This window comes from Paenibacillus protaetiae (assembly GCF_004135365.1).
GTDB classification, from domain to species: Bacteria; Bacillota; Bacilli; order Paenibacillales; family Paenibacillaceae; genus Paenibacillus_AP; species Paenibacillus_AP protaetiae.
In genome coordinates this window covers 2,316,253-2,337,500 of the sequence record NZ_CP035492.1, presented here as the reverse complement: position 1 = coordinate 2,337,500, position 21,248 = coordinate 2,316,253, and the positions used below count along the sequence as shown (strand labels likewise).

Here is a 21,248-nt window from a genome sequence, read left to right as displayed (position 1 = left end):
TTTAGCTGTAATAAATCGCGTCTTTCATAGATGAAGAACTTCTTCGGAAGCGTCTTTTCGAACGAAAAACGCAAACAATGCACTTTTCCTTCGGAAAAATGCAAGGTTAAGCTAATAAGAGCGCACGGAGGATGCCTAGGCACTAGGAGCCGAAGAAGGACGTGGCGAACAACGAAACTGCCTCGGGGAGCTGTAAGCAAGCTTTGATCCGGGGGTGTCCGAATGGGGAAACCCGGCTGTCGTAATGGGCAGTCACCGCTGACTGAATACATAGGTCAGAGGGAGGCAAACCAGGGGAACTGAAACATCTAAGTACCCTGAGGAAGAGAAAACAAAAGTGATTCCGTCAGTAGCGGCGAGCGAAAGCGGAACAGCCCAAACCAAGGAGCTTGCTTCTTGGGGTTGTAGGACGTCTCACATGGAGTTACAAAGGTGTTGGGTAGGCGAAGAGGTCTGGAAAGGCCCGCAAGATGAGGTAAAAGCCCTGTAACCGAAAGTCAGCACCCTCCGAGACGGATCCTGAGTACCGCGGGACACGAGGAACCCCGTGGGAATCCGGCAGGACCATCTGCCAAGGCTAAATACTCCCTAGTGACCGATAGTGAAGCAGTACCGTGAGGGAAAGGTGAAAAGCACCGCGGGAGCGGAGTGAAAAAGAACCTGAAACCGTGCGCTTACAAGAAGTCAGAGCCCGTTTAAGGGGTGATGGCGTGCCTTTTGTAGAATGAACCGGCGAGTTACGATCCCATGCAAGGTTAAGCCGAAGAGGTGGAGCCGCAGCGAAAGCGAGTCTGAATAGGGCGAATGAGTATGTGGTCGTAGACCCGAAACCGTGTGATCTACCCCTGTCCAGGGTGAAGGTGCGGTAACACGCACTGGAGGCCCGAACCCACGAATGTTGAAAAATTCGGGGATGAGGTGGGGTAGCGGAGAAATTCCAATCGAACTCGGAGATAGCTGGTTCTCCCCGAAATAGCTTTAGGGCTAGCCTCGGTATAGAGTATCATGGAGGTAGAGCACTGATTGGATGCGGGGCCCGCCAAGGGTTACCAAGTCTAGTCAAACTCCGAATGCCATAGATATGTTTACCGGGAGTCAGACAGTGAGTGCTAAGATCCATTGTCAAAAGGGAAACAGCCCAGATCATCAGCTAAGGTCCCCAAGTGTGTGTTAAGTGGGAAAGGATGTGGAGTTGCAAAGACAACCAGGATGTTGGCTTAGAAGCAGCCATCATTTAAAGAGTGCGTAATAGCTCACTGGTCGAGTGACTCTGCGCCGAAAATGTAACGGGGCTAAACACACCACCGAAGCTATGGCTTACACTTTTAAGAAGTGTTAGGGGTAGGGGAGCGTTGTATATAGGTTGAAGTCAGACCGTAAGGACTGGTGGACAGTATACAAGTGAGAATGCCGGTATGAGTAACGAAAAGACAAGTGAGAATCTTGTCCGCCGAAAGCCTAAGGTTTCCTGAGGAAGGCTCGTCCGCTCAGGGTAAGTCGGGACCTAACGCGAGGCCGAAAGGCGTAGTGGAAGGACAACAGGTTGAAATTCCTGTACCACCGTAAACCGTTATGAGCAATGGGGTGACGCAGAAGGGTAGTGACGCGGACTGATGGAATAGTCCGTCCAAGCAGTGAGGCTGATGTGTAGGCAAATCCGCACATCGAAAGGCTAGGCTGTGATGGGGAGGGAAATTTAGAGTACCGAAGGTCATGATCTCCGGCTGCCGAGAAAAGCCTCTAGCCAGGTGAAGGTGCCCGTACCGCAAACCGACACAGGTAGGCGAGCAGAGCATGCTAAGGCGCGCGGAGTAACTCTCGTTAAGGAACTCGGCAAAATGACCCCGTAACTTCGGGAGAAGGGGTGCCTCGGTAGGGTGAATAGCCCGAGGGGCCGCAGTGAAAAGGCCCAAGCGACTGTTTAGCAAAAACACAGGTCTGTGCGAAGCCGCAAGGCGAAGTATACGGGCTGACGCCTGCCCGGTGCTGGAAGGTTAAGGGGAGCGGTTAGGGGTAACCCGAAGCTGTGAACCGAAGCCCCAGTAAACGGCGGCCGTAACTATAACGGTCCTAAGGTAGCGAAATTCCTTGTCAGGTAAATTCTGACCCGCACGAATGGCGTAACGACTTGGGCGCTGTCTCAACGAGAGATCCGGTGAAATTTTAATACCTGTGAAGATGCAGGTTACCCGCGACAAGACGGAAAGACCCCATGGAGCTTTACTGCAGCTTGATATTGGACTTTGGTACGATCTGTACAGGATAGGTGGGAGCCTGGGAAGCATGAGCGCCAGCTTGTGTGGAGGCGACGTTGGGATACCACCCTGATCGTATCGGAGTTCTAACCCGCTACCGTGAATCCGGTAGGGGGACCGTGTCAGGCGGGCAGTTTGACTGGGGCGGTCGCCTCCTAAAAAGTAACGGAGGCGCCCAAAGGTTCCCTCAGAATGGTTGGAAATCATTCGGAGAGTGCAAAGGCATAAGGGAGCTTGACTGCGAGACCAACAAGTCGAGCAGGGACGAAAGTCGGGCTTAGTGATCCGGTGGTACCGCATGGAAGGGCCATCGCTCAACGGATAAAAGCTACCCTGGGGATAACAGGCTTATCTCCCCCAAGAGTCCACATCGACGGGGAGGTTTGGCACCTCGATGTCGGCTCATCGCATCCTGGGGCTGAAGTAGGTCCCAAGGGTTGGGCTGTTCGCCCATTAAAGCGGTACGCGAGCTGGGTTCAGAACGTCGTGAGACAGTTCGGTCCCTATCTGTCGTGGGCGTAGGAAATTTGAGAGGAGCTGTCCTTAGTACGAGAGGACCGGGATGGACGTACCGCTGGTGTACCAGTTGTTCCGCCAGGAGCACCGCTGGGTAGCTATGTACGGACGGGATAAGCGCTGAAAGCATCTAAGCGTGAAGCCCCCTCAAGATGAGATTTCCCAGTATGTAAGACCCCTTGTAGACGACGAGGTGGATAGGTTCGGGGTGGAAGCGCAGCAATGCGTGCAGCTGACGAATACTAATCGGTCGAGGGCTTATCCTAAATCAAGCTAAAGATTCATTGCATCACCTTTCGCATCCAGTTTTCAAGGCGCAAAACCTTGGTTTGAAATGTTCCCTGATAGCTCAGTTGGTAGAGCACTCGACTGTTAATCGAGTTGTCACAGGTTCGAGTCCTGTTCGGGGAGCCATATAGAGAGGTGTCCGAGTGGTCGAAGGAGCACGATTGGAAATCGTGTAGGCTCTAACCGGGTCTCGAGGGTTCGAATCCCTTCCTCTCTGCCATAAGGCCCGTTGGTCAAGGGGTTAAGACACCTCCCTTTCACGGAGGTAACAGGGGTTCGAATCCCCTACGGGTCACCAAAGGTTTTTTAAAAAAAGTGTTGCAAAGCGACCAGATATATGATATATTATGAAAGTCGCCTATGACGTGGAGGGTTAGCTCAGCTGGGAGAGCATCTGCCTTACAAGCAGAGGGTCGGGGGTTCGATCCCCTCACCCTCCACCATTTAACTGACGCGGGGTGGAGCAGCCCGGTAGCTCGTCGGGCTCATAACCCGAAGGCCGCAGGTTCAAATCCTGCCCCCGCAACCAAACTTTACCTTCGGAATGATCCGAGAATATGATGTGGAGCTGTGGTGTAGAGGCCTAACATGCCTGCCTGTCACGCAGGAGACCGCGGGTTCGAATCCCGTCAGCTCCGCCATTATAACACATAAGGCTCGGTAGCTCAGTCGGTAGAGCAGAGGACTGAAAATCCTCGTGTCGGCGGTTCGATTCCGTCCCGAGCCACTTTTATAAATAAATATGCCGTTGTAGCTCAATTGGTAGAGCAACTGACTTGTAATCAGTAGGTTGGGGGTTCAAGTCCTCTCGACGGCACCACGTGGAGGATTAGTGAAGTGGCTAAACACGGCAGACTGTAAATCTGCTCTCTCTGAGTTCGGTGGTTCGAATCCATCATCCTCCACCAGTTATATAGGGGCATAGTTTAAAGGTAGAACAACGGTCTCCAAAACCGTTGGTGTGGGTTCAATTCCTGCTGCCCCTGCCAGAAAATATTGAATAGCTTTGAGTAACATGGCGGTCGTGGCGAAGGGGTTAACGCACCGGATTGTGGCTCCGGCATTCGTGGGTTCAAGTCCCATCGATCGCCCCATTAATACTCTAAAACCATTCAACGACGTTGGGGATTAGCCAAGCGGTAAGGCAACGGACTTTGACTCCGTCACTCCAAGGTTCGAATCCTTGATCCCCAGCCATTTGCGGACGTGGCTCAGTGGTAGAGCATCGCCTTGCCAAGGCGAGGGTCGCGAGTTCGAATCTCGTCGTCCGCTCCATCTTAATCTGGCGCCATAGCCAAGCGGTAAGGCAAAGCTCTGCAAAAGCTTTACCCCCAGTTCGAATCTGGGTGGCGCCTCCATTACAATCTTTATATGTGCCCTTAGCTCAGCTGGATAGAGCGTTTGACTACGAATCAAAAGGTCAGGAGTTCGAATCTCTTAGGGCACGCCATGTTTCATAAGCCGGTGTGGCGGAATGGCAGACGCGCGCGACTCAAAATCGTGAGGGAAACCGTGGAGGTTCGAGTCCTCTCACCGGCATCAAAAAAACAGATTGGCAAAGTTACTTGAAAGTAACTTTGCCAATCTGTTTTTTATTTTTATCCATCTCCTCTGAATTCGTTTCTTCCTCGATTGCCGTCAGCCTGCTGTTGGATAGGCCGGCTTTATGCAGGTGCAAACCTTTGCTCCTCTTTATTCCGTTCTTTTGTACAGGGTTCAAAATTCTAAAGCGGATGGGCAGCTTCCGCGGCTTAGCTAGGAAGTATATAGCCAACTGCATGTTGATAAGATAAATGGAGGATAATGTAATATTTCTGTGGAATTTTGTTTTTATCTTGATTTTAAGGAGTTATTGCGATGGAAATCATTTTTATTCGGCACGGTCATGGAGAACTTCTCAACGATTATCCAAATCGCTTAAATACCATACACCCTGGACTGACGGAATACGGGAAAATTCAGGTTACTCGTTTGCGAGACCAACTGTCTTCAGACGACTTGGTGCTGGTTAGTCCAACGAAGCGGACAATTGAGACCGCAATCATGTTGAAGGATGATTTGAACTTTATCGTTACGCCGCTTGTCGGTCCGAGAATGTTCCCTCAAAATCCCGAACTCCCCGGTTTGCTATGTGACAATATCTATTCAAAGACTGAGCTTGCAAATTTTTATAAGAACTTAGAAACGCTCGAACTGGAGTTGGATTGTTGGAGTGAAGGAATTAACAGGATTGAGCAGAGTCTGTTTGAAGAGTACGCTAAAAAGTTATTGGATTGGATAGGCGATAAATATAAAAAAGTGTTTATTATCTCACATGACGGTACGATAACGAATTATCGTATTTTGCTGGGAGAAAAGGGTTTGACAAGAGAAGATTTCCTTGGCGAAGCAGGGGTATATAAGCTAACTACAAATAACAAGCACAATTAACCGTTTCCACAAGACGGTTATTTTCTTTATAGTTGATAGCAGCAATATTTACGAAATAGCTTAAGAATGTAACTGAAGAAGAGCAACTTAAACAGCCTTAGCTCTCATGAAATATCGAGCTAAGGCTGTTTAAGTTGCTTTTGGATCATAAAGCGATCCCACCAGATACATAGGCTTAGGCTGCAGTTGGCTGAGGAGTTCAGAGATTATGGTCTAAAACCGTCTTTAATTGCCGCCGGCGAAAAATTCGCGTGTTTCTTGGCGCGCTTTGGGTGGTAATACGCGATTGAGCTCTTCGTTCAACCAATTCAAGGACTTGCTGCGCAACGTATTACGCATGCTTTCCTCCGCCTCAAGCATTGCCAGGTTGATGACGCATGGTGTAGCTCGGGTGGTTGCCGCGAACTGTTCGTCCTGGCAGAGACAGCTGTTATTTTTAATATTTTTACATTGGAAGATAGGAGCCACACCTTCAACGGCTTCCACGACATCCCAGAAGGAAATATCCGCAGGAGGCTTGGCCAGTTTATAACCGCCTTTAACTCCTGGGACAGAACTGACGATACCGGCTTTTGTCAATTTGCCAAAAACCTTCGACAGATAGGTTTCCGAAATGCCTTGAAAGGTGGAAAGCTCTTTGATACCGATGGCAGCATCGGGCGGAATATCGATCAAATATACTAAGCAATGCAGTGCATATTCAACACCGATACTATACTGCATGCAAACACCTGCTTTCTAGCCGTAGAGGCTGATATTAAACATCTTAGGTGGATTTATAATCCTTGTCAAACGAGGGGATTGGAGGATTTATCAAGCAAAATTGCGCTGGATTGTCGGTTGACAACCTCGAATGAAAGGTTTATATTGTAGACAACACAAATCGTCGATAAACATTGTCTACAATTATATTCGCAAGGCAAATTATCTATTTACGGAGGAGATTACGATGGAAACAAGATTCAATTATGTTGAGGCAAGTCCTGGCGCTCTGCAAACGATGCTGAAGCTGGAAGGTTTTATCCAGACGAGCGGATTGGACGCAAAGCTCAATGAACTCATTAAGATCAGAGCCTCACAAATTAACGGATGTGCGTTTTGCATCAATATGCACACGCAAGCAGCGCGTGAAATGGGCGAGACGGAACAGCGGATTTATTTGTTGAATGCCTGGCGCGAAGCGCCTTTCTATTCCGACAAAGAACGAGCGGTACTCGAGCTTACGGAAGCAGTGACCCGGATTTCCGAGCAAGGCGTCCCGCAAGAACTTTACGAACGGGTTCGGGCTCATGTGGATGAAGCGGAATATATGGCGATCATTATGGCGATCAATACTATCAATGCGTGGAATCGAATTGCTATCTCAACGGGAATGTTTCCTGGACAGAAGTAACGCAACAAGATTAAGCGATGACCATTTTTATTGACAGCTTTCATTGACAGTTTTCATTGAGATCCTGCATACTCCCGGATAACGGATAGCAGATAGCGGATGTGCGTACCTCACAATCGTGAAGGAAGGTTTGGGGTTCAGGACGCCCCATCGGCATATGGCTTAAATAAGACTTTTACTTAATGCAAATTAGGTAAAAGTCTTATTTGTTTTTTACAGGCCAGGGAACACAAGCCTCTCGAAGAGCCGGCTGATGCAGCGAGGGTACCGAAGCATGCTTTTGCCGCTCCATCTTGAAGTCCGGAGGTGCCCCGACTTAGGTCTAGTTCAGAAACCGCCGTAGGTCCGTTTTGAAAAAACGGTATTCGCACTAAAATAAGAACATAAGCAAAAGGTTAGCAATAACCGAAATCTGGTGCACATAAGTATCTCTAAATACGAAAGGCGGTGAACATTGAGAATGAATAGTAAAAAGTTACTTAGCACAGTACTCGTAATCATCGGTGCCATTATCCTTTTGGACTTTGTAGGAATACATCTTGGTGGGATAATCCGCGGCATCATCGGGTTCCTCGTACCATTTATATTTATCGCATTTGGGGTTGTCGCATGGCGCTATAACAGAAGAGGCCTTGCAGTTGTGTTAGTCGTCATCGGCGCTTTTATTCTGTTAGGAAAGCTGTCGGGCCTTATTACACTGCTTGTTGCCATCGGGCTGATTGTTTGGGGCTTATCGATGTTTAGAGGTAAGCGCGGGCGCTAATCTGACCACTATATAGGATAGGAGGATGCCAGTATATGAGTATTATGCGGCGTGTACGCGATATAACAGTCGCCACATTAAATGAACGTTTGGAAAAAGCAGAGGATCCGGTAAAACTGATTGATCAGTTTTTATGGTCGACCAGGGAAGAAATTATTCAAGCAGAACGCCTGTACCAGCAATACACAACACATAGCCAGTATCTGAAAGCGCAATGGCTGCAGGCGGAGCAGCAGCGGGAAAAAAGAGAGCAGCAAGCGGTAACAGCCCTAAAAGCCGGTGAAGAGCAAATGGCTCGAATCGCGCTGCAAGAGAAAGTAAGCAGCGAGGAACGCGCAAATCAATACCGCGAGCTGTACGATCAAAGCAGGCAGGATACGCTGGAGCTGGAGGAACAGCTTCGCGAGATGCGCAGCGAATACCAGATGGTGTATGACAAAAGGGAATTTTACGCAGCGCGCATGGAATCTCTCAGACTTCAGCAGCGTCTGAACTCCCGCTACGGCAATCAAGGCGAATTTGGCTCTGCGCCAAACTCCATGTTTAGAAAAATTGATGACCGTATTACCGATATGGAGCATGAAGCAAGAAGCTTGCGTGATGTACGGCGAATGGGCCAGGAGTTTATATCCGAGCTCGGCAATACCGTGCAATCGGCAATTGAGCGGGAAATGGAGCAGCTTAAGCGCAGGCTTGAGAAGGAAGGTTGGAAATCTTGAGGAAACTGTATCGTTCTCGCCGAAAAAAGATGTTTTTCGGGATATGCGGCGGCTTATCGGATATGTTGAATGTAGATGTTACGCTGGTGCGGCTTCTGATGATCGTCCTGGCTTTGATTAGCAGCGGGGCTCTCATTTTGGTATATATCTTGGCCGGAATCGTGATTCCAAAAGATCCTTATTCAGGTTTTGGGCCAGGCGGTTACGATGACTATTATGACGGCTACGGCCATCAACATGGCGGTTTTCGTAAAGGCGGACCGCAAAACTTTGGCGGCGGCTTTGGCGGAAACGGCAGCTTTGGCGGCGGTTCCGGCAGCGGTTCTCATCGCAGCTACGGCGGCGCGTATAAAAACCCTCCGCAGGATGCGGGCCAATTCAGCTCCGATCAGTTCGACAACATGATGGACGATTTGGAGAAGAAGGCGCTCCGCAGAGAAATTGAAGAGTTAAAAGCAAAATTGGCTAAATACGAGAAGGGAGAGTTTTAAAAATGGGTATTTTCAAAAGAATGAAAGATATGACAAAGGCAAGCGTTAATGAATTGTTGGATAAAATCGAAGATCCGGTAATGATGCTGAATCAATATTTGCGTGATATGGAATTGGAAATCCACCAGGCTGAGGTAACGGTTGCGAAGCAAATGGCAAATGAACGCCGTCTGAAACAACGTCTGGAGGAAGCAGTCCGCAGTGCAGCCGACCGTGAATCCAAGGCGGAAACAGCGCTTCGCTCCGGGCAGGAAGAGCTGGCCCGCAAATTGCTGGAGGAGAAACTTTATTTCGACCAAAAATTGGCGGAGTATACGGAGTTCCATGCAAGCGCGCAAGCGCAAGCGGAAGATTTGATGCAGCAGCTGCATGCGATGAAGGATGAGTTTTATCAGCTGCGCAATAAGCGTAATGAGCTGGCTTCACGGGCTCAAATTGCTAAAGCGCAAAAACAAATGTCGTCGCTCACTTCAAACCATACGATTGATAGCAGCTCGGCTGCACGGGGCTTCAGCCGTATGGAAGAAAAAATTATTCAGCTTGAAGCGGAAGCCGATGTTCTTCGCACCCCTTACCAGTACAAAGGTGCACCTGTAAGCGGCGGTTACAGCCAAGCGGATGTTCAAAAGCAATTGCAAGTGGATGAGCAGCTGCAAGCGCTCAAAAACAAGCTGAACAGCAATGTAACGGCTGAGTAATAGCCTAGAATAATAGCAGCAATGGAGCGGACCGGAGAACCCGGTCTGCTCTTTTGCGGCCTAATTACTAGGTGCAGATATTCCATATTCCATGTTAATATGGAATTAAAAGGGAGTTGGGCGAGGTGGCGAACAACAGCCAGCCAAACGGGCAGAATAAGGAAGCGCGGCGCCCTAATATAACCGAAACGGTAATATGGCTGCTGATCATTGTAGGGTTAGTGATCATCGTTCTGCAGGCGATTGGGTACATAAGCCTTGGCACGCTGCAAGGGAAAGCCGGTATTGTTGTTCTAACGGTGATCGGAGCGGGGCTTGCATTAACAGCAGTATTCAGCCGGCTGCAAAATTCCAAGCTGCGGGAGTCGCTGAAGCGGCTTACGGAGCAGCAGCGCAAGCGGATATATCGTGTAACGCTTGATGAAACGGCTGAGCCGGCGGAAGAGACGGCTTTTGAAGAAGAGCCGGTGGATGAGATTTGGAAGGAGAAGGTGAAGTTCTCCGCTGTTATTGAAGAGCGGCAAAGGCTTGCCCGGGAGCTTCACGATGCGGTAAGCCAGCAGCTATTTGCCATTTCCATGACCGCAACGGCAGTTAGCAGAACAATTGAGAAGGACTGGGAGCGCGCACGCCGCCAGGTGCATTTGATTGAGGAGATGGCAGCGGTGGCGCAATCTGAAATGCGGGCGCTTTTGCTCCATTTGCGGCCTGTTCATTTGGACGGCAAAAACTTATCGCAGGCGCTTACTGCATTAGTGGAAGAACTGAAGCAAAAAATCAATATGGATATCGCCTTGCAGGTGGATGATACGATTGTTCTGCATCCGGAAGCGGAGGATCATTTGTTCCGCATTGTCCAGGAGGCCTTGTCAAATACGCTTCGCCATGCTAAAGCGGACCGGATGGATATTGATTTGAAGCGTGCCGGACATGACCTTCATATGATTCTTCGGGATAATGGCGTTGGTTTTGATGTAGAAGACAAAAAACAAACTTCATATGGCTTATTAACGATGGAAGAGCGCGTAATCGAACTTGGAGGCAGCATGAAGCTGTCCACCAATCCGGGTGAAGGAACAACGATTGATATTCGTTTGCCGCTGGAAGGCAGCGATCATTCATAGGGACAGGGGGAGGTTAGTACGTGAGTGACCGGAAGGAAAACGGATATTCCGATCAGCTTATTAAAGTGCTGTTAGTTGACGACCATGAGATGGTTCGTATCGGGCTAGCGGCTGTATTGGATACGGAAGATGGCATTGAAGTTGTAGGCGAGGCGAGCAACGGTTATGAAGGCATCCGGCTTGCACAAGCTTATAAGCCCGATGTGGTGCTGATGGATCTCGTCATGGAAGGAATGGATGGCGTCGAAACAACGGCCAAGCTGCTGGAGCTGCTGCCGGACTGCAAGGTAATTGTGTTAACGAGCTTTTTGGATGACAGCAAGATGTATCCGGTCATTGAGGCCGGGGCGTTCAGCTACCTGTTAAAAACATCCCGAGCGGCTGAAATTGCGCAAGCGATCCGCGCGGCGGCTCGCGGGCAGTCGGTGCTGGAGTCGCAGGTTGCAGCTAAAATGATGAGCCGGCTGAGACAGCCGAAAGCGGCTGAACAAGCTTCATTGCATGATGAGCTGACAGAACGCGAAATGGATGTTCTTAAGCTGCTTGCACAAGGGATGTCGAATCAGGAAATTGCGGACGGCTTGTACATTGGCGTCAAGACGGTCAAGTTCCATGTGACCAATATTTTCAATAAGCTGCGGGTCGAGGACCGTACCCAAGCAGCGATCTATGCTCATAAACATGGATTGGCGGAATAAAAATAAGCTCCTGCTATTTTGCAAACACGCAAAAAAAGAAGGAGCTTTTTCTCTGCCCGGAACGTCAGATGATAACGAGCAGGAACCCGATATCTTCCATTTCGAGCGCAACAGGCTCAGGGAAAAACGGCCGCCTTCTGTTAAAGTCAGCCCCTCTTGTAAACGATCCGCGGTTCCGGGTGAAGCTGCCGTTAAAGTTCCCGCTAGTGCCTCTGCTCAATCCGCGGCTGAAGCTTCGGTGACTGCTGTAATCATTGGATGTCCGGTTGTAAGCCCCGCCGGAAAATCTGGACCTGCCGCTGGCTGCACCGGTTCTGTCATTATTGGCGCCCGTCCGGTCCAGAATGGAACCGGTTCTGCCGCTGTTTGCGCCTGTACGTTCTCTTCTGCCGGAATCGGAATACAAAGGTTCATAATCGGCAGGATCAAACGGGAAAGCCTGCGTTGCCACAAGCGGCTTATTTTTGCCGCGTTTTTTATGCTGTACGGCGGTTTTCTTTTTTTTCAATTTTTTAGGCTGAACATGAAGGAGATAAGCGTCACGCCCCGAATTTTGTGCAGTACCCCCGTTTAAGCCGACGATTCCGTCCCAGCATGATGTTAAAATTCCCCGATAACGCGAACCGTCCATCATGGTCACATGAACCGGCAAGCCGATAAATCGTTGTATATAGTGCTCATCTAATGGAAATAGTTGCTCAAGCATATGGATCACACACCTCCCTGTCTCTTTAACCTCCGATAGTGTATTCACCTACAGGCTGCTGCGTATGGTTATACACCTAGAGGGAATAGGAAAGAAACGTAAAGGAGCGAATACTTATGAAAGAGCAAGTACAAGCCGCAGGAAAAAGCGGGCGGTTGGCGATTGTGATCGCTTTTTTTGCACTACTTTTAGGCGGAATATGGGCGGTTTCGCAAAGTGACGCCGAGAGCGGCCGGAGTGCGTCTTTTCACCAGGATGATTTGGCTAATGATACGAACCAGCTGTGGCGATGGGCGGACAGCAGTTATAAAGGCGGGTCAGCAGCTGCGGAGTGGACCATTCGCTGGGATATAGGCAACCCGGCGGGGCAGCTTACTCTGGAAGAAACAGTAAAACAATTTACGGCTAATAATGAACAAAATCAGGGAAAGCTAATTGCCGATGAAGGTGATTACATTACCATCAGCATTGACGAGTTTGGCGGTACGCTTACGATGCATGAGCTTCCTAAGCAAGAGCAGCAGCCGGCTGGAAGCCGGTTCCTGCTGTTGTTTCAGCCCGACGAAGGAAAAGCCGCTGTCAGCAGCATCCTTGCAATCGAGCAAAAAATAAAGGCTTGGCTGAAGGAAGAGGGAGCATCTTATAAAGCTTCCCTTTCGGCGAAAGGGGTTGCCGCAGGCCGGGAAAGTGCGGAAAAACTGGCAAAAGCGGCTGGAGCAAAGCCGGTCGAACGTTATGAGGACGACGGGACGTCCAGTGTATCCTACTGGTCGCCCAAACTGCATTCTTCTGTAAAAGTGGGCAAAGGAAAGGACGCCAATCTGCAGCTTGCCATTCATCAGCAGACCGACAGCAAAGACTGGTTTTTAACCGCGGGCAGTCCGTTGATTACGGGTGACTACAGCTTGACCGGCCCTTTATAATCACATTTTGTTTCGCTATCCATTACGTTTTTTTATGATGGGAACAATGGCGAAATAAGGGTGATTATGCTACACTACATAAGATATCGTTCAACAAAAAACCATTAATAAATAGGGGACGAATGAGGATGAACCATACCATCAATAATTCGGAAATGTTACCTGCGCAAGGGGCTGTCTACTATTTGTTTGGAGCGACGGGCGATTTGGCGAAACGCAAACTGTTTCCCGCCCTATTCAGTTTATATAAGGAAGGCAAGCTTTCGGACAATTTTGCCGTTATCGGGCTTGCAAGAAGATCTCGTACAAAAGAGCAATTTCGCGAAGATGTATACGAGTCGATTACTGAATTTTGCCGCTATAAAGTTGACGATGTAGAGTTATGGAACCGATTTGCCGAGCACTTTGAATATATGCCGCTTGATATTAATAACGTGGAAGCCTTCCGGGATTTAAACCGGCTGACGAGCGAGCTTGACGCAAGGTTCAATATTCCGGGCAACCGCTTGTTCTATTTGGCGCTTGCGCCATCCTTGTTTGGCCCGGTGTCGTTTAATTTGCGCGACGGCGGCCTCCTGGAATCAACGGGCTGGAGGCGCGTCATTATCGAGAAGCCGTTTGGCTACGATCTGCCTTCCGCACAAGAGCTGAACAACCAGCTTAGCCAAGTGTTTAAGGAAGAAGAGATTTACCGGATTGACCATTACTTGGGCAAAGAAATGGTTCAAAATATTCAGGTGATTCGTTTCGCCAATGCTTTTTTTGAACCGCTTTGGAATAACAACTATATCGCTAACGTGCAAATTACACTGTCGGAAACGGTTGGTGTAGAGGAGCGCGGCGGTTATTATGACAAGTCGGGCGCTTTGCGCGACATGACGCAGAACCATATGCTGCAAATGCTGACGATGATCGCGATGGAGCCGCCAAGCAGCTTGATCGGCGAGCATATCCGCGACGAGAAAGTGAAGGTGCTTCGTTCGCTCCGCCCTTATGCGACAAGCGAAGAAGTAAAAAAGAACGTTATCCGCGGCCAATATGCGGCCGGCAAGCAGCAGAATGAAGAGCTGCCGGCTTATCGCGCAGAGGATTCCGTTAATCCGGAATCCGCGACCGAAACTTATTTAGCGGCTAAAGTCGCTGTCGATAATTTCCGCTGGGCGGGCGTGCCTTTTTATATCCGGACGGGCAAACGCCTCCCTGTCAAAACAACGGAGGTCGTCATCGAATTCAAGTCGATGCCGCAAAACGTGCTGTTCGCGCAGCGCCACGATCTTGCGCCAAACCTGCTTGTCATCCGGGTCAACCCGATGGAAGGCATTTATATTAAAATAAATGCCAAAACGCCGGGAGCGGACAATTCGGTCCAGCCGGTGGCGATGGAATTTTGCCAAAGCTGCCAAATCGGGCTGAATACGCCGGAAGCGTACGAACGCCTTATCCATGACGCGGCACGCGGCGATTCGACGTATTTTACCCGTTGGGACGAGGTTGCCCAGGCATGGGAGTTCGTAGACCGCATTGCAGCGGCTTGGAAAGAAAATACCGATGATTTGAAATTATATCCGGCAGGCTCGTGGGGACCGGAAGCGGCAGATGAATTGCTGGCGCGTGACGGCTTCCACTGGTGGCCGGTCAATGGCCAAGAAGAAGATAAGGTGATATGGGTAACAAGCAGCGCTAAGTAAGGATATACGGCCGCGTGACTTTAGCGCGGCATTCCACGAGCCGGCCCGCCAACAGGTGGGGCCGGCACGCTGTTGTAAATAAGAGTAAGCATGTCCGCATGGGGAAACTGCTGGAGCGGGCAATGAAGGGAAGGCAAGTATGAGCCAAACATTACACAATGAGATTCAAAAGGAAGTCGACAAACGGCGCACGTTTGCGATTATTTCCCACCCTGACGCAGGGAAAACGACATTGACGGAAAAACTGCTTTTGTTTGGGGGAGCGATTCGTCTGGCGGGCAGCGTAAAAGCTAGAAAAGCAAGCCGCCATGCCACATCGGACTGGATGGAGATCGAAAAGCAGCGCGGCATCTCCGTTACGTCCAGTGTTATGCAGTTTGATTACAATGGCCACCGCGTCAACATTCTGGATACGCCCGGTCACCAAGACTTCAGTGAAGATACGTACCGTACGCTTACAGCGGCGGACAGCGCCGTCATGCTGATTGACGTGGCGAAAGGCGTCGAAGCCCAAACGATCAAGCTGTTCCAGGTTTGCCGCAAACGCGGCATTCCGATTTTTACGTTCATTAATAAGCTTGACCGTGAAGGGAAAAACCCGTTTGAGCTGATGGAAGAGCTGGAGCAGGTGCTGGGCATCCGTTCGGTGCCGATGAACTGGCCGATCGGCATGGGCCGCGATCTGTGCGGCGTCTATGACCGGATGAAAAACCAGGTAGAGTTGTTCCAGGGCGACGACCACTCTACCATTCAAGTGCGTCCGGTAGACGATTATAATGACACGGTTATCCGCGACATGGCAGGCGAGTATTTGCATGATCAGCTCGTTCAAGACCTGGAGCTGCTGGATGTCGCCGGCGACCCGTTTGATTTTGACAAAGTTCGTTCCGGCGAGCTGACGCCTGTCTTTTTTGGCAGTGCGGTCAATAACTTCGGCGTACAGACGTTCCTGGAAAACTTCCTGCAGCTTGCGCCGAAACCAGGGCCGCGCAACAGCACGGAAGGTCCGGTAGAGCCAACGAATGAGAAGTTTACGGGCTACGTGTTCAAAATTCAAGCAAATATGAACCCGGCCCACCGCGACCGCATCGCTTTCCTGCGCATTTGCTCGGGACGTTTCGAACGGGGCATGAGCGTCCGCCACGTTCGCGCCGGCAAAGACATCAAGCTGTCGCAGCCGCAGCAGTTTCTGGCACAGGACCGCGATATTGTAGAGACGGCTTATCCGGGCGATATTATCGGATTGTTCGACCCGGGCATTTTCCGGATTGGCGATTCGCTTTCGCAAGGCGGCGAGGTCGTATTTGATGAACTGCCAACGTTCCCGCCGGAAATTTTTGCAAAGGTAACCGTTAAAAACGCGCTGAAGCATAAGCAATATCAAAAAGGGCTCGATCAGCTGACGGAAGAAGGCACCATTCAAATTTTCCATTCCATCGGCAACTTTGACGAGACGATCCTTGGCGTCGTGGGCCATCTGCAATTCGAAGTATTCGAACACCGGATGCGCGCCGAATACGGCGTCGAAATCCAGCTTCACCGGATGACGTTCCAAGCTGCAAGATGGATTGTAGACGAGAACCTGGATCCGACCAAATTCCGTATTAACTCTACGCTTGTCAAAGATAAAAAAGGCAATTATGTGGCGCTCTTCGAGAACGAATATGCGATGCGCACTGCAATGGAAAAAAATCCGACGGCCAAATTCCTAGAGACGCAGCCGTAATGGAATACAAAAACCGGGTTCTCCGAGAACAGACGGTTCCTGTCCATGCGACAGGGGCAGTCATGACGGAGGCCCGGTTTTATTGTTTCCGCTTTACTGAGGCGGGGATTGATAGCTTCGAGTGCTTGCTCAAGCAAATTTGGTATTCGCCCCGGGGATTAAAAGGTTCCCGGAGGAAACGGCTTGCGATGGGCTACTATTTCATCCAGCACTTCCGTTTCTACTTCATTGTTTTTGTCGCGCACGATTTGGAAAACGAGAAAGGCGTCCACAATCCACCATATAGCCGTAACAATAATTCCTGCAACGGTAAGCGTCAAAATCAGCTGTGCGACAGCAGTGCCGATCTTGCCCAAATAAAAGCGATGCCCGCCAATCATACCCAGGAAATACCAAAGCACATAAGCGAGTATCATATTTTTGCCGCGCGATTTCACTTCTTGCTCCAGCAGCAGCAATTCTCTTGCGTCCAGCTGGCTTTTAATCCCCAAGTTATAACTCATGCATAAAAGCTCCTTTTCTAGTATATCCTGTTATTCTACCGAGGCCAGGAAAAAATCACAATATCAAGTTGCATCAAAAAAAGTACATTGACAGAGAAAGTGCTTACATGCAATAATGTACGCGTGTACATTAGGTGCAATTAAATGATTTTGAAGTAAGGAGACACCCGATATGAGCAGCAGAAAAGAAGTAGCGGAGCTTGCGGGCGTCTCGGAAGCGACGGTGTCCCGCGTATTAAACGGCGTAGGCCCGATGAAAGAGGAAACACGCCGTAAGGTGCTGGCCGCGGCCGAGCAGCTTGGTTATGTGCCAAGCGCGATTGCAAGGCAGTTCGCCAGACGCAAAAGCGGCAACATTGGCGTCATTTTGCCTTTTGTACCCAAGGTGCATTTGTTCTCGACCTATTATTTTTCCGAGATTTTAAGCGGAATCGGCGAGGCAGCCAAGCGGCTTGGATACGATCTTTTGCTTATTTTCCGGGATGAGGGGCTGGATTATGCCCAGCTGTTCCGGATGCGCAAGATTGACGCCTGCATTGTGCTGGGCTCCCAGTCTACGGAGGAGGAACGGAACTCCCTTGCGGAGCTTGCCCGGGAGAAGTACCCGTTTTGCCTGGTCAACCAGCGTTTTGACGAGGAAGGGTATTTGTCGGTAGACGCCGACCATAAAACAGGCAGCTATGAAGCAGTCCGCCATCTGATCGAAAACGGCTGCAAGCAAATTGCTTTCATTAACGGGCCGGAGCTGTATACGAACAGCCTGGACCGGTTTGAAGGATACAAGAAAGCGCTTGCGGAAGCAGGATTGGAACTGTCGCCAGAGCTTCTGTTTACCGGCAATTACAGCAGCAGAAGCGGTTACGCTGCCGCTGCAGCTATAGCGGAACGATACAAGCAAGGTGAGGTCGATGCTGTGTTTACGGCTAATGACCGGATGGGTATCGGCCTCATGAATGGATTGCGTGCATGTGGGATTGAAACAGGGAAACAAATCGCGATCATCGGATACGACGATTCGGACGGATCCCGTATTGTTCACCCTCAGCTATCAACCGTAGCGGTTCCCTTCTATGAAATGGGACAACGGGCCGCCGAGTTGCTGCTGAATGAATCCATCGTTCAGCCGCAAAGCGAAGTGCTCCCGGTACGTTTGGTGAAGCGGGCGTCTTCCCTATTTTAATAAATAAAGGATAAGAGAGGCGGTAATGGACAAATGAGCAATATTCGAGTTGGCATGGTAGGCTACAAATTTATGGGTAAAGCGCACAGCAACGCATACCGGGCATTGCCGATGTTTTTTCCGGCATCTGTAAAGCCGGTAATGAAAGCAATCTGCGGACGCGATCCGGAAGCGCTGGAAGCGGCCCGTGCCCAATTCGGCTGGGAAACAGCCGAAACGGACTGGAAGCAGCTGATTGCCCGAGACGACATTGATCTGATTGATATTAACGCGCCAAGCGATGCTCATAAAAATATCGCCATTGCCGCAGCTGAGGCGGGCAAGCATTTGTTTTGCGAGAAGCCGCTTGCATTGTCGCTGGCCGATGCCCGCGAAATGCTGGATGCCGCTGAACAGGCAGGCGTTAAACATATGGTTGGCTTCAATTACCGTTTTGCACCGGCTGTTCAGCTGGCCAAAAAGCTGATTGCGGATGGACGCATCGGCAAAATCCATCATATCCGTGCGGTGTTCCTGCAAGATTGGATTATGGATCCCGAATTCCCGCTTGTATGGCGCCTGCAAAAAGAAATCGCCGGCTCCGGTTCACTCGGCGACCTTGGGGCGCATTCGATTGACCTTGCGCGTTTCCTCGTTGGCGAGTTTGCCGAAGTGATCGGCATGAGCGAAACGTTCGTGAAGGAACGCCCGCTGCCAAGCGCGATGACAGGCCTCAGCGCGAAAGGCGGTTCGTCCGGCGAACGCGGCCCGGTTACGGTAGATGATGCGACGTTGTTCCTTGCTAAATTCGCAAACGGCGCAATCGGTACATTTGAAGCTACCCGGTTTGCCGGCGGACACCGCTGTACGAACGCTTTTGAAATTAACGGCAGCAAAGGCAGCATCAAATTTGATTTTGAGCGCATGAACGAGCTGGAAGTTTATTTTGCGGATGATGCAGAGGATGTGCAAGGGTTCCGCCGTGTACTCGCGACAGATGCAGCCCATGCGTATATGGATGCCTGGTGGCCGGCCGGCCATACGATTGGCTATGAGCATACGTTCACGCATGAAGTGCTTGAGCTGATGAAAGCGTTTGAGGAAGACCGCCAGCCTTCTCCAAACTTCCATGACGGCGTGAAATGCCAGGAAGTGCTGGAAGCGGTGGATCAGTCAATTGCCGAGCGCCGCTGGGTTTCGATCTCTGAGCTGTAACGGCAAGCTGAAAATTATATCGACGACATCAAATAAAGGAGACTTCAACATGAAAAAAGCGTTAATCGTACAAGGCGGCTGGGACGGGCATGAGCCGAAAGAGGTAAGCGAGCTGTTCCGCCAAACGTTGGTGAAGGAAGGTTTCGAGGTGGAAGTATCCGATACGCTGGATTCTTTCGCCGATGTGGAGAAGCTGAAGCAGCTTGACCTGATCGTTCCGGTATGGACGATGGGCCGCATTGAAGGCCAATATGTCAACAATATCAGCGAAGCGGTTCAAAGCGGCGTTGGTCTTGCAGGCTGCCACGGCGGCATGTGTGATTCGTTCCGCGAGAATGTGGACTGGCAGTTTATGACGGGCGGCCAATGGGTTGCGCACCCGGGCAACGACGGCGTGGAATATGTCGTGAATATTAAACACAGCTCCAGCACGCTTACGGAAGATATTGAAGATTTTACAGTGAAATCCGAGCAATATTACTTGCATGTCGACCCGGCTATCGAAGTGTTGGCAACAACCCGGTTCCCGGTCGTAGACGGGCCGCATTCCACGAACAAAGCCGTTGATATGCCGGTTGTATGGACAAAACGATGGGGACAAGGCCGCGTGTACTACAACTCGCTTGGCCATCATGCGGACATCATCGAAATTCCATCCGTTACGGAGCTGATGCGCCGCGGTTTCCTCTGGTGCGCGGAAGGCAAAACCAAAGCGGAGCAAGCAGGAAAAGCCAATAAACAGCCTGCCTATACCAGCATGCAGGACAATCAGCTGTAAAGTTTAATCCATCGCATCATTTACTACATTTAATGGGGCAAGGCAGACGAGGGGAGCGTTTAAGCCAAATGGAAAAAATTAAAATCGGCATTATTGGGACAGGGAATATTAGCACCGTTTATTTGAAAAATGGTTCGTCTTTTGAAGCGGCCGAAGTAGTGGCTTGTGCGGATTTGGATGTAGAGCGCGCTAAGGCGAAAGGGGAAGAATTCGGCATTCGCGGCTGTTCGGTTGAAGAGATGCTTGCGGACCCGGCTATTGATATGGTCATTAACTTGACCATCCCGCAAGCCCATGCTGCAGTATGCTTGCAGGCACTGGAAGCTGGCAAACATGTATACGTGGAGAAGCCGTTTTCGGTTACGCTGGAAGACGGCCGTAAAGTGATGGAACTGGCTGCGAAAAAAGGGCTGCTTGTCGGCAGCGCGCCGGACACGTTCCTCGGCGGCGGTTTGCAGACGGCTATTAAAGTTATTGAAGACGGCTGGATTGGCACGCCAATCGGGGCAACGGCATTTATGATGTCGGGCGGCCATGAGTCGTGGCATCCGTCTCCGGAATTTTATTATCAGCACGGCGGCGGCCCAATGTTTGATATGGGACCTTATTATATTACGGCGCTTGTTGCAATGCTTGGGCCGATTGCCCGCGTGACAGGTTCGACGCGCATCTCCTACCCTGAGCGCACCATTACAAGCAAACCAAAAGCCGGCCAAAAAATCGAAGTGGAAGTGCCAACCCACGTGGCCGGCGTGCTTGAATTTGCAAACGGGCCAATCGGCACGATTGTAACAAGCTTTGACGTCAAGGGCGGCTCCCAGCTTCCTTGGATTGAAGTGTACGGCAGCCAAGGCTCGATGATGGTTCCGGATCCTAACAATTTCGGCGGCACGGTAAAAGTAAGAAGAGCCGGCTCGCAGGAATGGTCGGACATTCCGCTGGCGTTCCCGAATACGGAGAACGGACGCGGCATGGGCGCAGCCGATATGGCCAAAGCGATTCAAACCGGCCGCAAGCACCGCGCAAGCGGCGAGCTTGGCTATCATGTGCTGGAAGCAATGGTTGGCATTCATGTTGCCGCTGAAAAAGGCGAGCATTACAAGATGACAAGCAGCTGCGAAAGACCGGCTTCGCTGCCGCTTGGCCTTGCTCCGTTTGGCCTTGACTAAGGGCAG

General features: G+C 50.4%; 18 protein-coding genes, 16 tRNA genes and 1 rRNA gene. 32 read left to right on the top strand and 3 right to left on the bottom strand.

Features of this window, described 5'->3' with window-relative positions; genetic code table 11:
- Window positions 1–104 precede the first annotated feature (104 nt).
- The 18 genes from ET464_RS10855 to ET464_RS10770 all read left to right on the top strand — a co-directional run bounded on the left by ET464_RS10855 (window position 105) and on the right by ET464_RS10770 (window position 5,489).
- A 23S ribosomal RNA gene (locus tag ET464_RS10855) occupies window positions 105–3,037 on the top strand.
- Between the two features lie 72 nt (window positions 3,038–3,109).
- Window positions 3,110–3,185: transfer RNA gene (locus tag ET464_RS10850), tRNA-Asn, on the top strand.
- A gap of 3 nt (window positions 3,186–3,188) precedes the next feature.
- A tRNA-Ser gene (locus tag ET464_RS10845) sits at window positions 3,189–3,279 on the top strand.
- 3 nt (window positions 3,280–3,282) lie between these two features.
- Window positions 3,283–3,357 (top strand) — tRNA-Glu (locus tag ET464_RS10840).
- A 69-nt stretch (window positions 3,358–3,426) separates the two neighbouring features.
- A tRNA-Val gene (locus tag ET464_RS10835) sits at window positions 3,427–3,502 on the top strand.
- Between the two features lie 9 nt (window positions 3,503–3,511).
- Window positions 3,512–3,588, top strand: a tRNA-Met gene (locus ET464_RS10830).
- 35 nt (window positions 3,589–3,623) lie between these two features.
- A tRNA-Asp gene (locus tag ET464_RS10825) sits at window positions 3,624–3,700 on the top strand.
- 13 nt (window positions 3,701–3,713) lie between these two features.
- Window positions 3,714–3,786, top strand: a tRNA-Phe gene (locus ET464_RS10820).
- A gap of 17 nt (window positions 3,787–3,803) precedes the next feature.
- Window positions 3,804–3,879, top strand: a tRNA-Thr gene (locus tag ET464_RS10815).
- A 3-nt stretch (window positions 3,880–3,882) separates the two neighbouring features.
- Window positions 3,883–3,967, top strand: a tRNA-Tyr gene (locus ET464_RS10810).
- A 7-nt stretch (window positions 3,968–3,974) separates the two neighbouring features.
- Window positions 3,975–4,048, top strand: a tRNA-Trp gene (locus ET464_RS10805).
- A gap of 29 nt (window positions 4,049–4,077) precedes the next feature.
- Window positions 4,078–4,153, top strand: a tRNA-His gene (locus ET464_RS10800).
- 28 nt (window positions 4,154–4,181) lie between these two features.
- A tRNA-Gln gene (locus ET464_RS10795) sits at window positions 4,182–4,256 on the top strand.
- Window positions 4,257–4,259: 3 nt separating this feature from the next.
- A tRNA-Gly gene (locus tag ET464_RS10790) sits at window positions 4,260–4,334 on the top strand.
- A gap of 9 nt (window positions 4,335–4,343) precedes the next feature.
- Window positions 4,344–4,417 (top strand) — tRNA-Cys (locus ET464_RS10785).
- Window positions 4,418–4,432: 15 nt separating this feature from the next.
- Window positions 4,433–4,509: transfer RNA gene (locus tag ET464_RS10780), tRNA-Arg, on the top strand.
- A 10-nt stretch (window positions 4,510–4,519) separates the two neighbouring features.
- Window positions 4,520–4,598: transfer RNA gene (locus ET464_RS10775), tRNA-Leu, on the top strand.
- 318 nt (window positions 4,599–4,916) lie between these two features.
- Window positions 4,917–5,489 (top strand): phosphoglycerate mutase family protein, encoded by a 573-nt coding sequence (locus tag ET464_RS10770; protein ID WP_129440785.1) that lies wholly within the window; start codon window positions 4,917–4,919, stop codon window positions 5,487–5,489.
- Between the two features lie 225 nt (window positions 5,490–5,714).
- On the opposite strand, the gene ET464_RS10765 is transcribed toward ET464_RS10770, so the two are convergent.
- On the bottom strand, window positions 5,715–6,212 hold the full coding sequence (locus ET464_RS10765; RefSeq protein WP_129440783.1) for an Rrf2 family transcriptional regulator: 498 nt from the start codon (window positions 6,210–6,212) through the stop codon (window positions 5,715–5,717).
- 226 nt (window positions 6,213–6,438) lie between these two features.
- Here ET464_RS10765 and ET464_RS10760 point away from each other — a divergent pair, with 226 nt between their 5' ends.
- The 7 genes from ET464_RS10760 (at window position 6,439) to ET464_RS10730 (ending at window position 11,375) form a co-directional block, all read left to right on the top strand.
- Entirely contained in the window at window positions 6,439–6,882 is a 444-nt protein-coding gene (locus ET464_RS10760) for a carboxymuconolactone decarboxylase family protein (protein ID WP_129440781.1), read from the top strand.
- Window positions 6,883–7,342: 460 nt separating this feature from the next.
- Window positions 7,343–7,645 (top strand): LiaF transmembrane domain-containing protein, encoded by a 303-nt coding sequence (locus ET464_RS10755; protein ID WP_129440779.1) that lies wholly within the window; start codon window positions 7,343–7,345, stop codon window positions 7,643–7,645.
- A gap of 35 nt (window positions 7,646–7,680) precedes the next feature.
- Window positions 7,681–8,364, top strand: a complete 684-nt coding sequence (locus tag ET464_RS10750; RefSeq protein ID WP_129440777.1) for a PspA/IM30 family protein — start codon at window positions 7,681–7,683, stop codon at window positions 8,362–8,364.
- A 29-nt stretch (window positions 8,365–8,393) separates the two neighbouring features.
- The gene (locus ET464_RS10745; RefSeq protein WP_244226763.1) at window positions 8,394–8,855 is read left to right on the top strand and encodes a PspC domain-containing protein; all 462 of its coding nucleotides are present in this window, start codon (window positions 8,394–8,396) and stop codon (window positions 8,853–8,855) included.
- 2 nt (window positions 8,856–8,857) lie between these two features.
- Window positions 8,858–9,553, top strand: a complete 696-nt coding sequence (locus ET464_RS10740; RefSeq protein WP_129440773.1) for a PspA/IM30 family protein — start codon at window positions 8,858–8,860, stop codon at window positions 9,551–9,553.
- A gap of 125 nt (window positions 9,554–9,678) precedes the next feature.
- Complete coding sequence (locus tag ET464_RS10735) at window positions 9,679–10,677, top strand: sensor histidine kinase (protein WP_208543851.1); 999 nt, start codon at window positions 9,679–9,681, stop codon at window positions 10,675–10,677.
- A gap of 89 nt (window positions 10,678–10,766) precedes the next feature.
- Window positions 10,767–11,375, top strand: coding sequence for a LuxR C-terminal-related transcriptional regulator (locus ET464_RS10730; RefSeq protein WP_129444286.1), 609 nt, complete (start codon window positions 10,767–10,769; stop codon window positions 11,373–11,375).
- 64 nt (window positions 11,376–11,439) lie between these two features.
- Here the strand turns inward: ET464_RS10730 and ET464_RS10725 are convergent, their stop codons facing one another.
- Window positions 11,440–12,081, bottom strand: coding sequence for an LSm family protein (locus ET464_RS10725; RefSeq protein WP_129440769.1), 642 nt, complete (start codon window positions 12,079–12,081; stop codon window positions 11,440–11,442).
- A gap of 116 nt (window positions 12,082–12,197) precedes the next feature.
- Here ET464_RS10725 and ET464_RS10720 point away from each other — a divergent pair, with 116 nt between their 5' ends.
- From ET464_RS10720 to ET464_RS10710, 3 genes are all read left to right on the top strand, one after another.
- Window positions 12,198–13,004 (top strand): YwmB family TATA-box binding protein, encoded by an 807-nt coding sequence (locus ET464_RS10720; RefSeq protein WP_129440767.1) that lies wholly within the window; start codon window positions 12,198–12,200, stop codon window positions 13,002–13,004.
- 128 nt (window positions 13,005–13,132) lie between these two features.
- The gene (gene zwf, locus ET464_RS10715; RefSeq protein WP_244226500.1) at window positions 13,133–14,692 is read left to right on the top strand and encodes a glucose-6-phosphate dehydrogenase; all 1,560 of its coding nucleotides are present in this window, start codon (window positions 13,133–13,135) and stop codon (window positions 14,690–14,692) included.
- A 139-nt stretch (window positions 14,693–14,831) separates the two neighbouring features.
- Window positions 14,832–16,418, top strand: a complete 1,587-nt coding sequence (locus tag ET464_RS10710) for a peptide chain release factor 3 (RefSeq protein ID WP_129440765.1) — start codon at window positions 14,832–14,834, stop codon at window positions 16,416–16,418.
- A gap of 158 nt (window positions 16,419–16,576) precedes the next feature.
- On the opposite strand, the gene ET464_RS10705 is transcribed toward ET464_RS10710, so the two are convergent.
- Window positions 16,577–16,921: a TM2 domain-containing protein gene (locus ET464_RS10705; RefSeq protein ID WP_129440763.1), complete on the bottom strand. Its 345-nt coding sequence runs from the start codon at window positions 16,919–16,921 to the stop codon at window positions 16,577–16,579.
- Between the two features lie 172 nt (window positions 16,922–17,093).
- On the opposite strand from ET464_RS10705, the gene ET464_RS10700 reads away from it, so the two are divergent.
- The 4 genes from ET464_RS10700 to ET464_RS10685 all read left to right on the top strand — a co-directional run bounded on the left by ET464_RS10700 (window position 17,094) and on the right by ET464_RS10685 (window position 21,242).
- Window positions 17,094–18,101 (top strand): LacI family DNA-binding transcriptional regulator, encoded by a 1,008-nt coding sequence (locus tag ET464_RS10700; RefSeq protein ID WP_129440761.1) that lies wholly within the window; start codon window positions 17,094–17,096, stop codon window positions 18,099–18,101.
- A gap of 33 nt (window positions 18,102–18,134) precedes the next feature.
- A complete protein-coding gene (locus tag ET464_RS10695) occupies window positions 18,135–19,295 on the top strand; it encodes a Gfo/Idh/MocA family protein (protein WP_129440759.1) in 1,161 nt (386 codons plus the stop codon).
- A 49-nt stretch (window positions 19,296–19,344) separates the two neighbouring features.
- Window positions 19,345–20,073 carry a ThuA domain-containing protein gene (locus ET464_RS10690; RefSeq protein ID WP_129440757.1) on the top strand — a complete coding sequence of 243 codons (729 nt, stop codon included), beginning with the start codon at window positions 19,345–19,347 and terminating at the stop codon, window positions 20,071–20,073.
- A 68-nt stretch (window positions 20,074–20,141) separates the two neighbouring features.
- Window positions 20,142–21,242, top strand: coding sequence for a Gfo/Idh/MocA family protein (locus ET464_RS10685; protein ID WP_129440754.1), 1,101 nt, complete (start codon window positions 20,142–20,144; stop codon window positions 21,240–21,242).
- The last annotated feature ends 6 nt before the right edge of the window (window positions 21,243–21,248 follow it).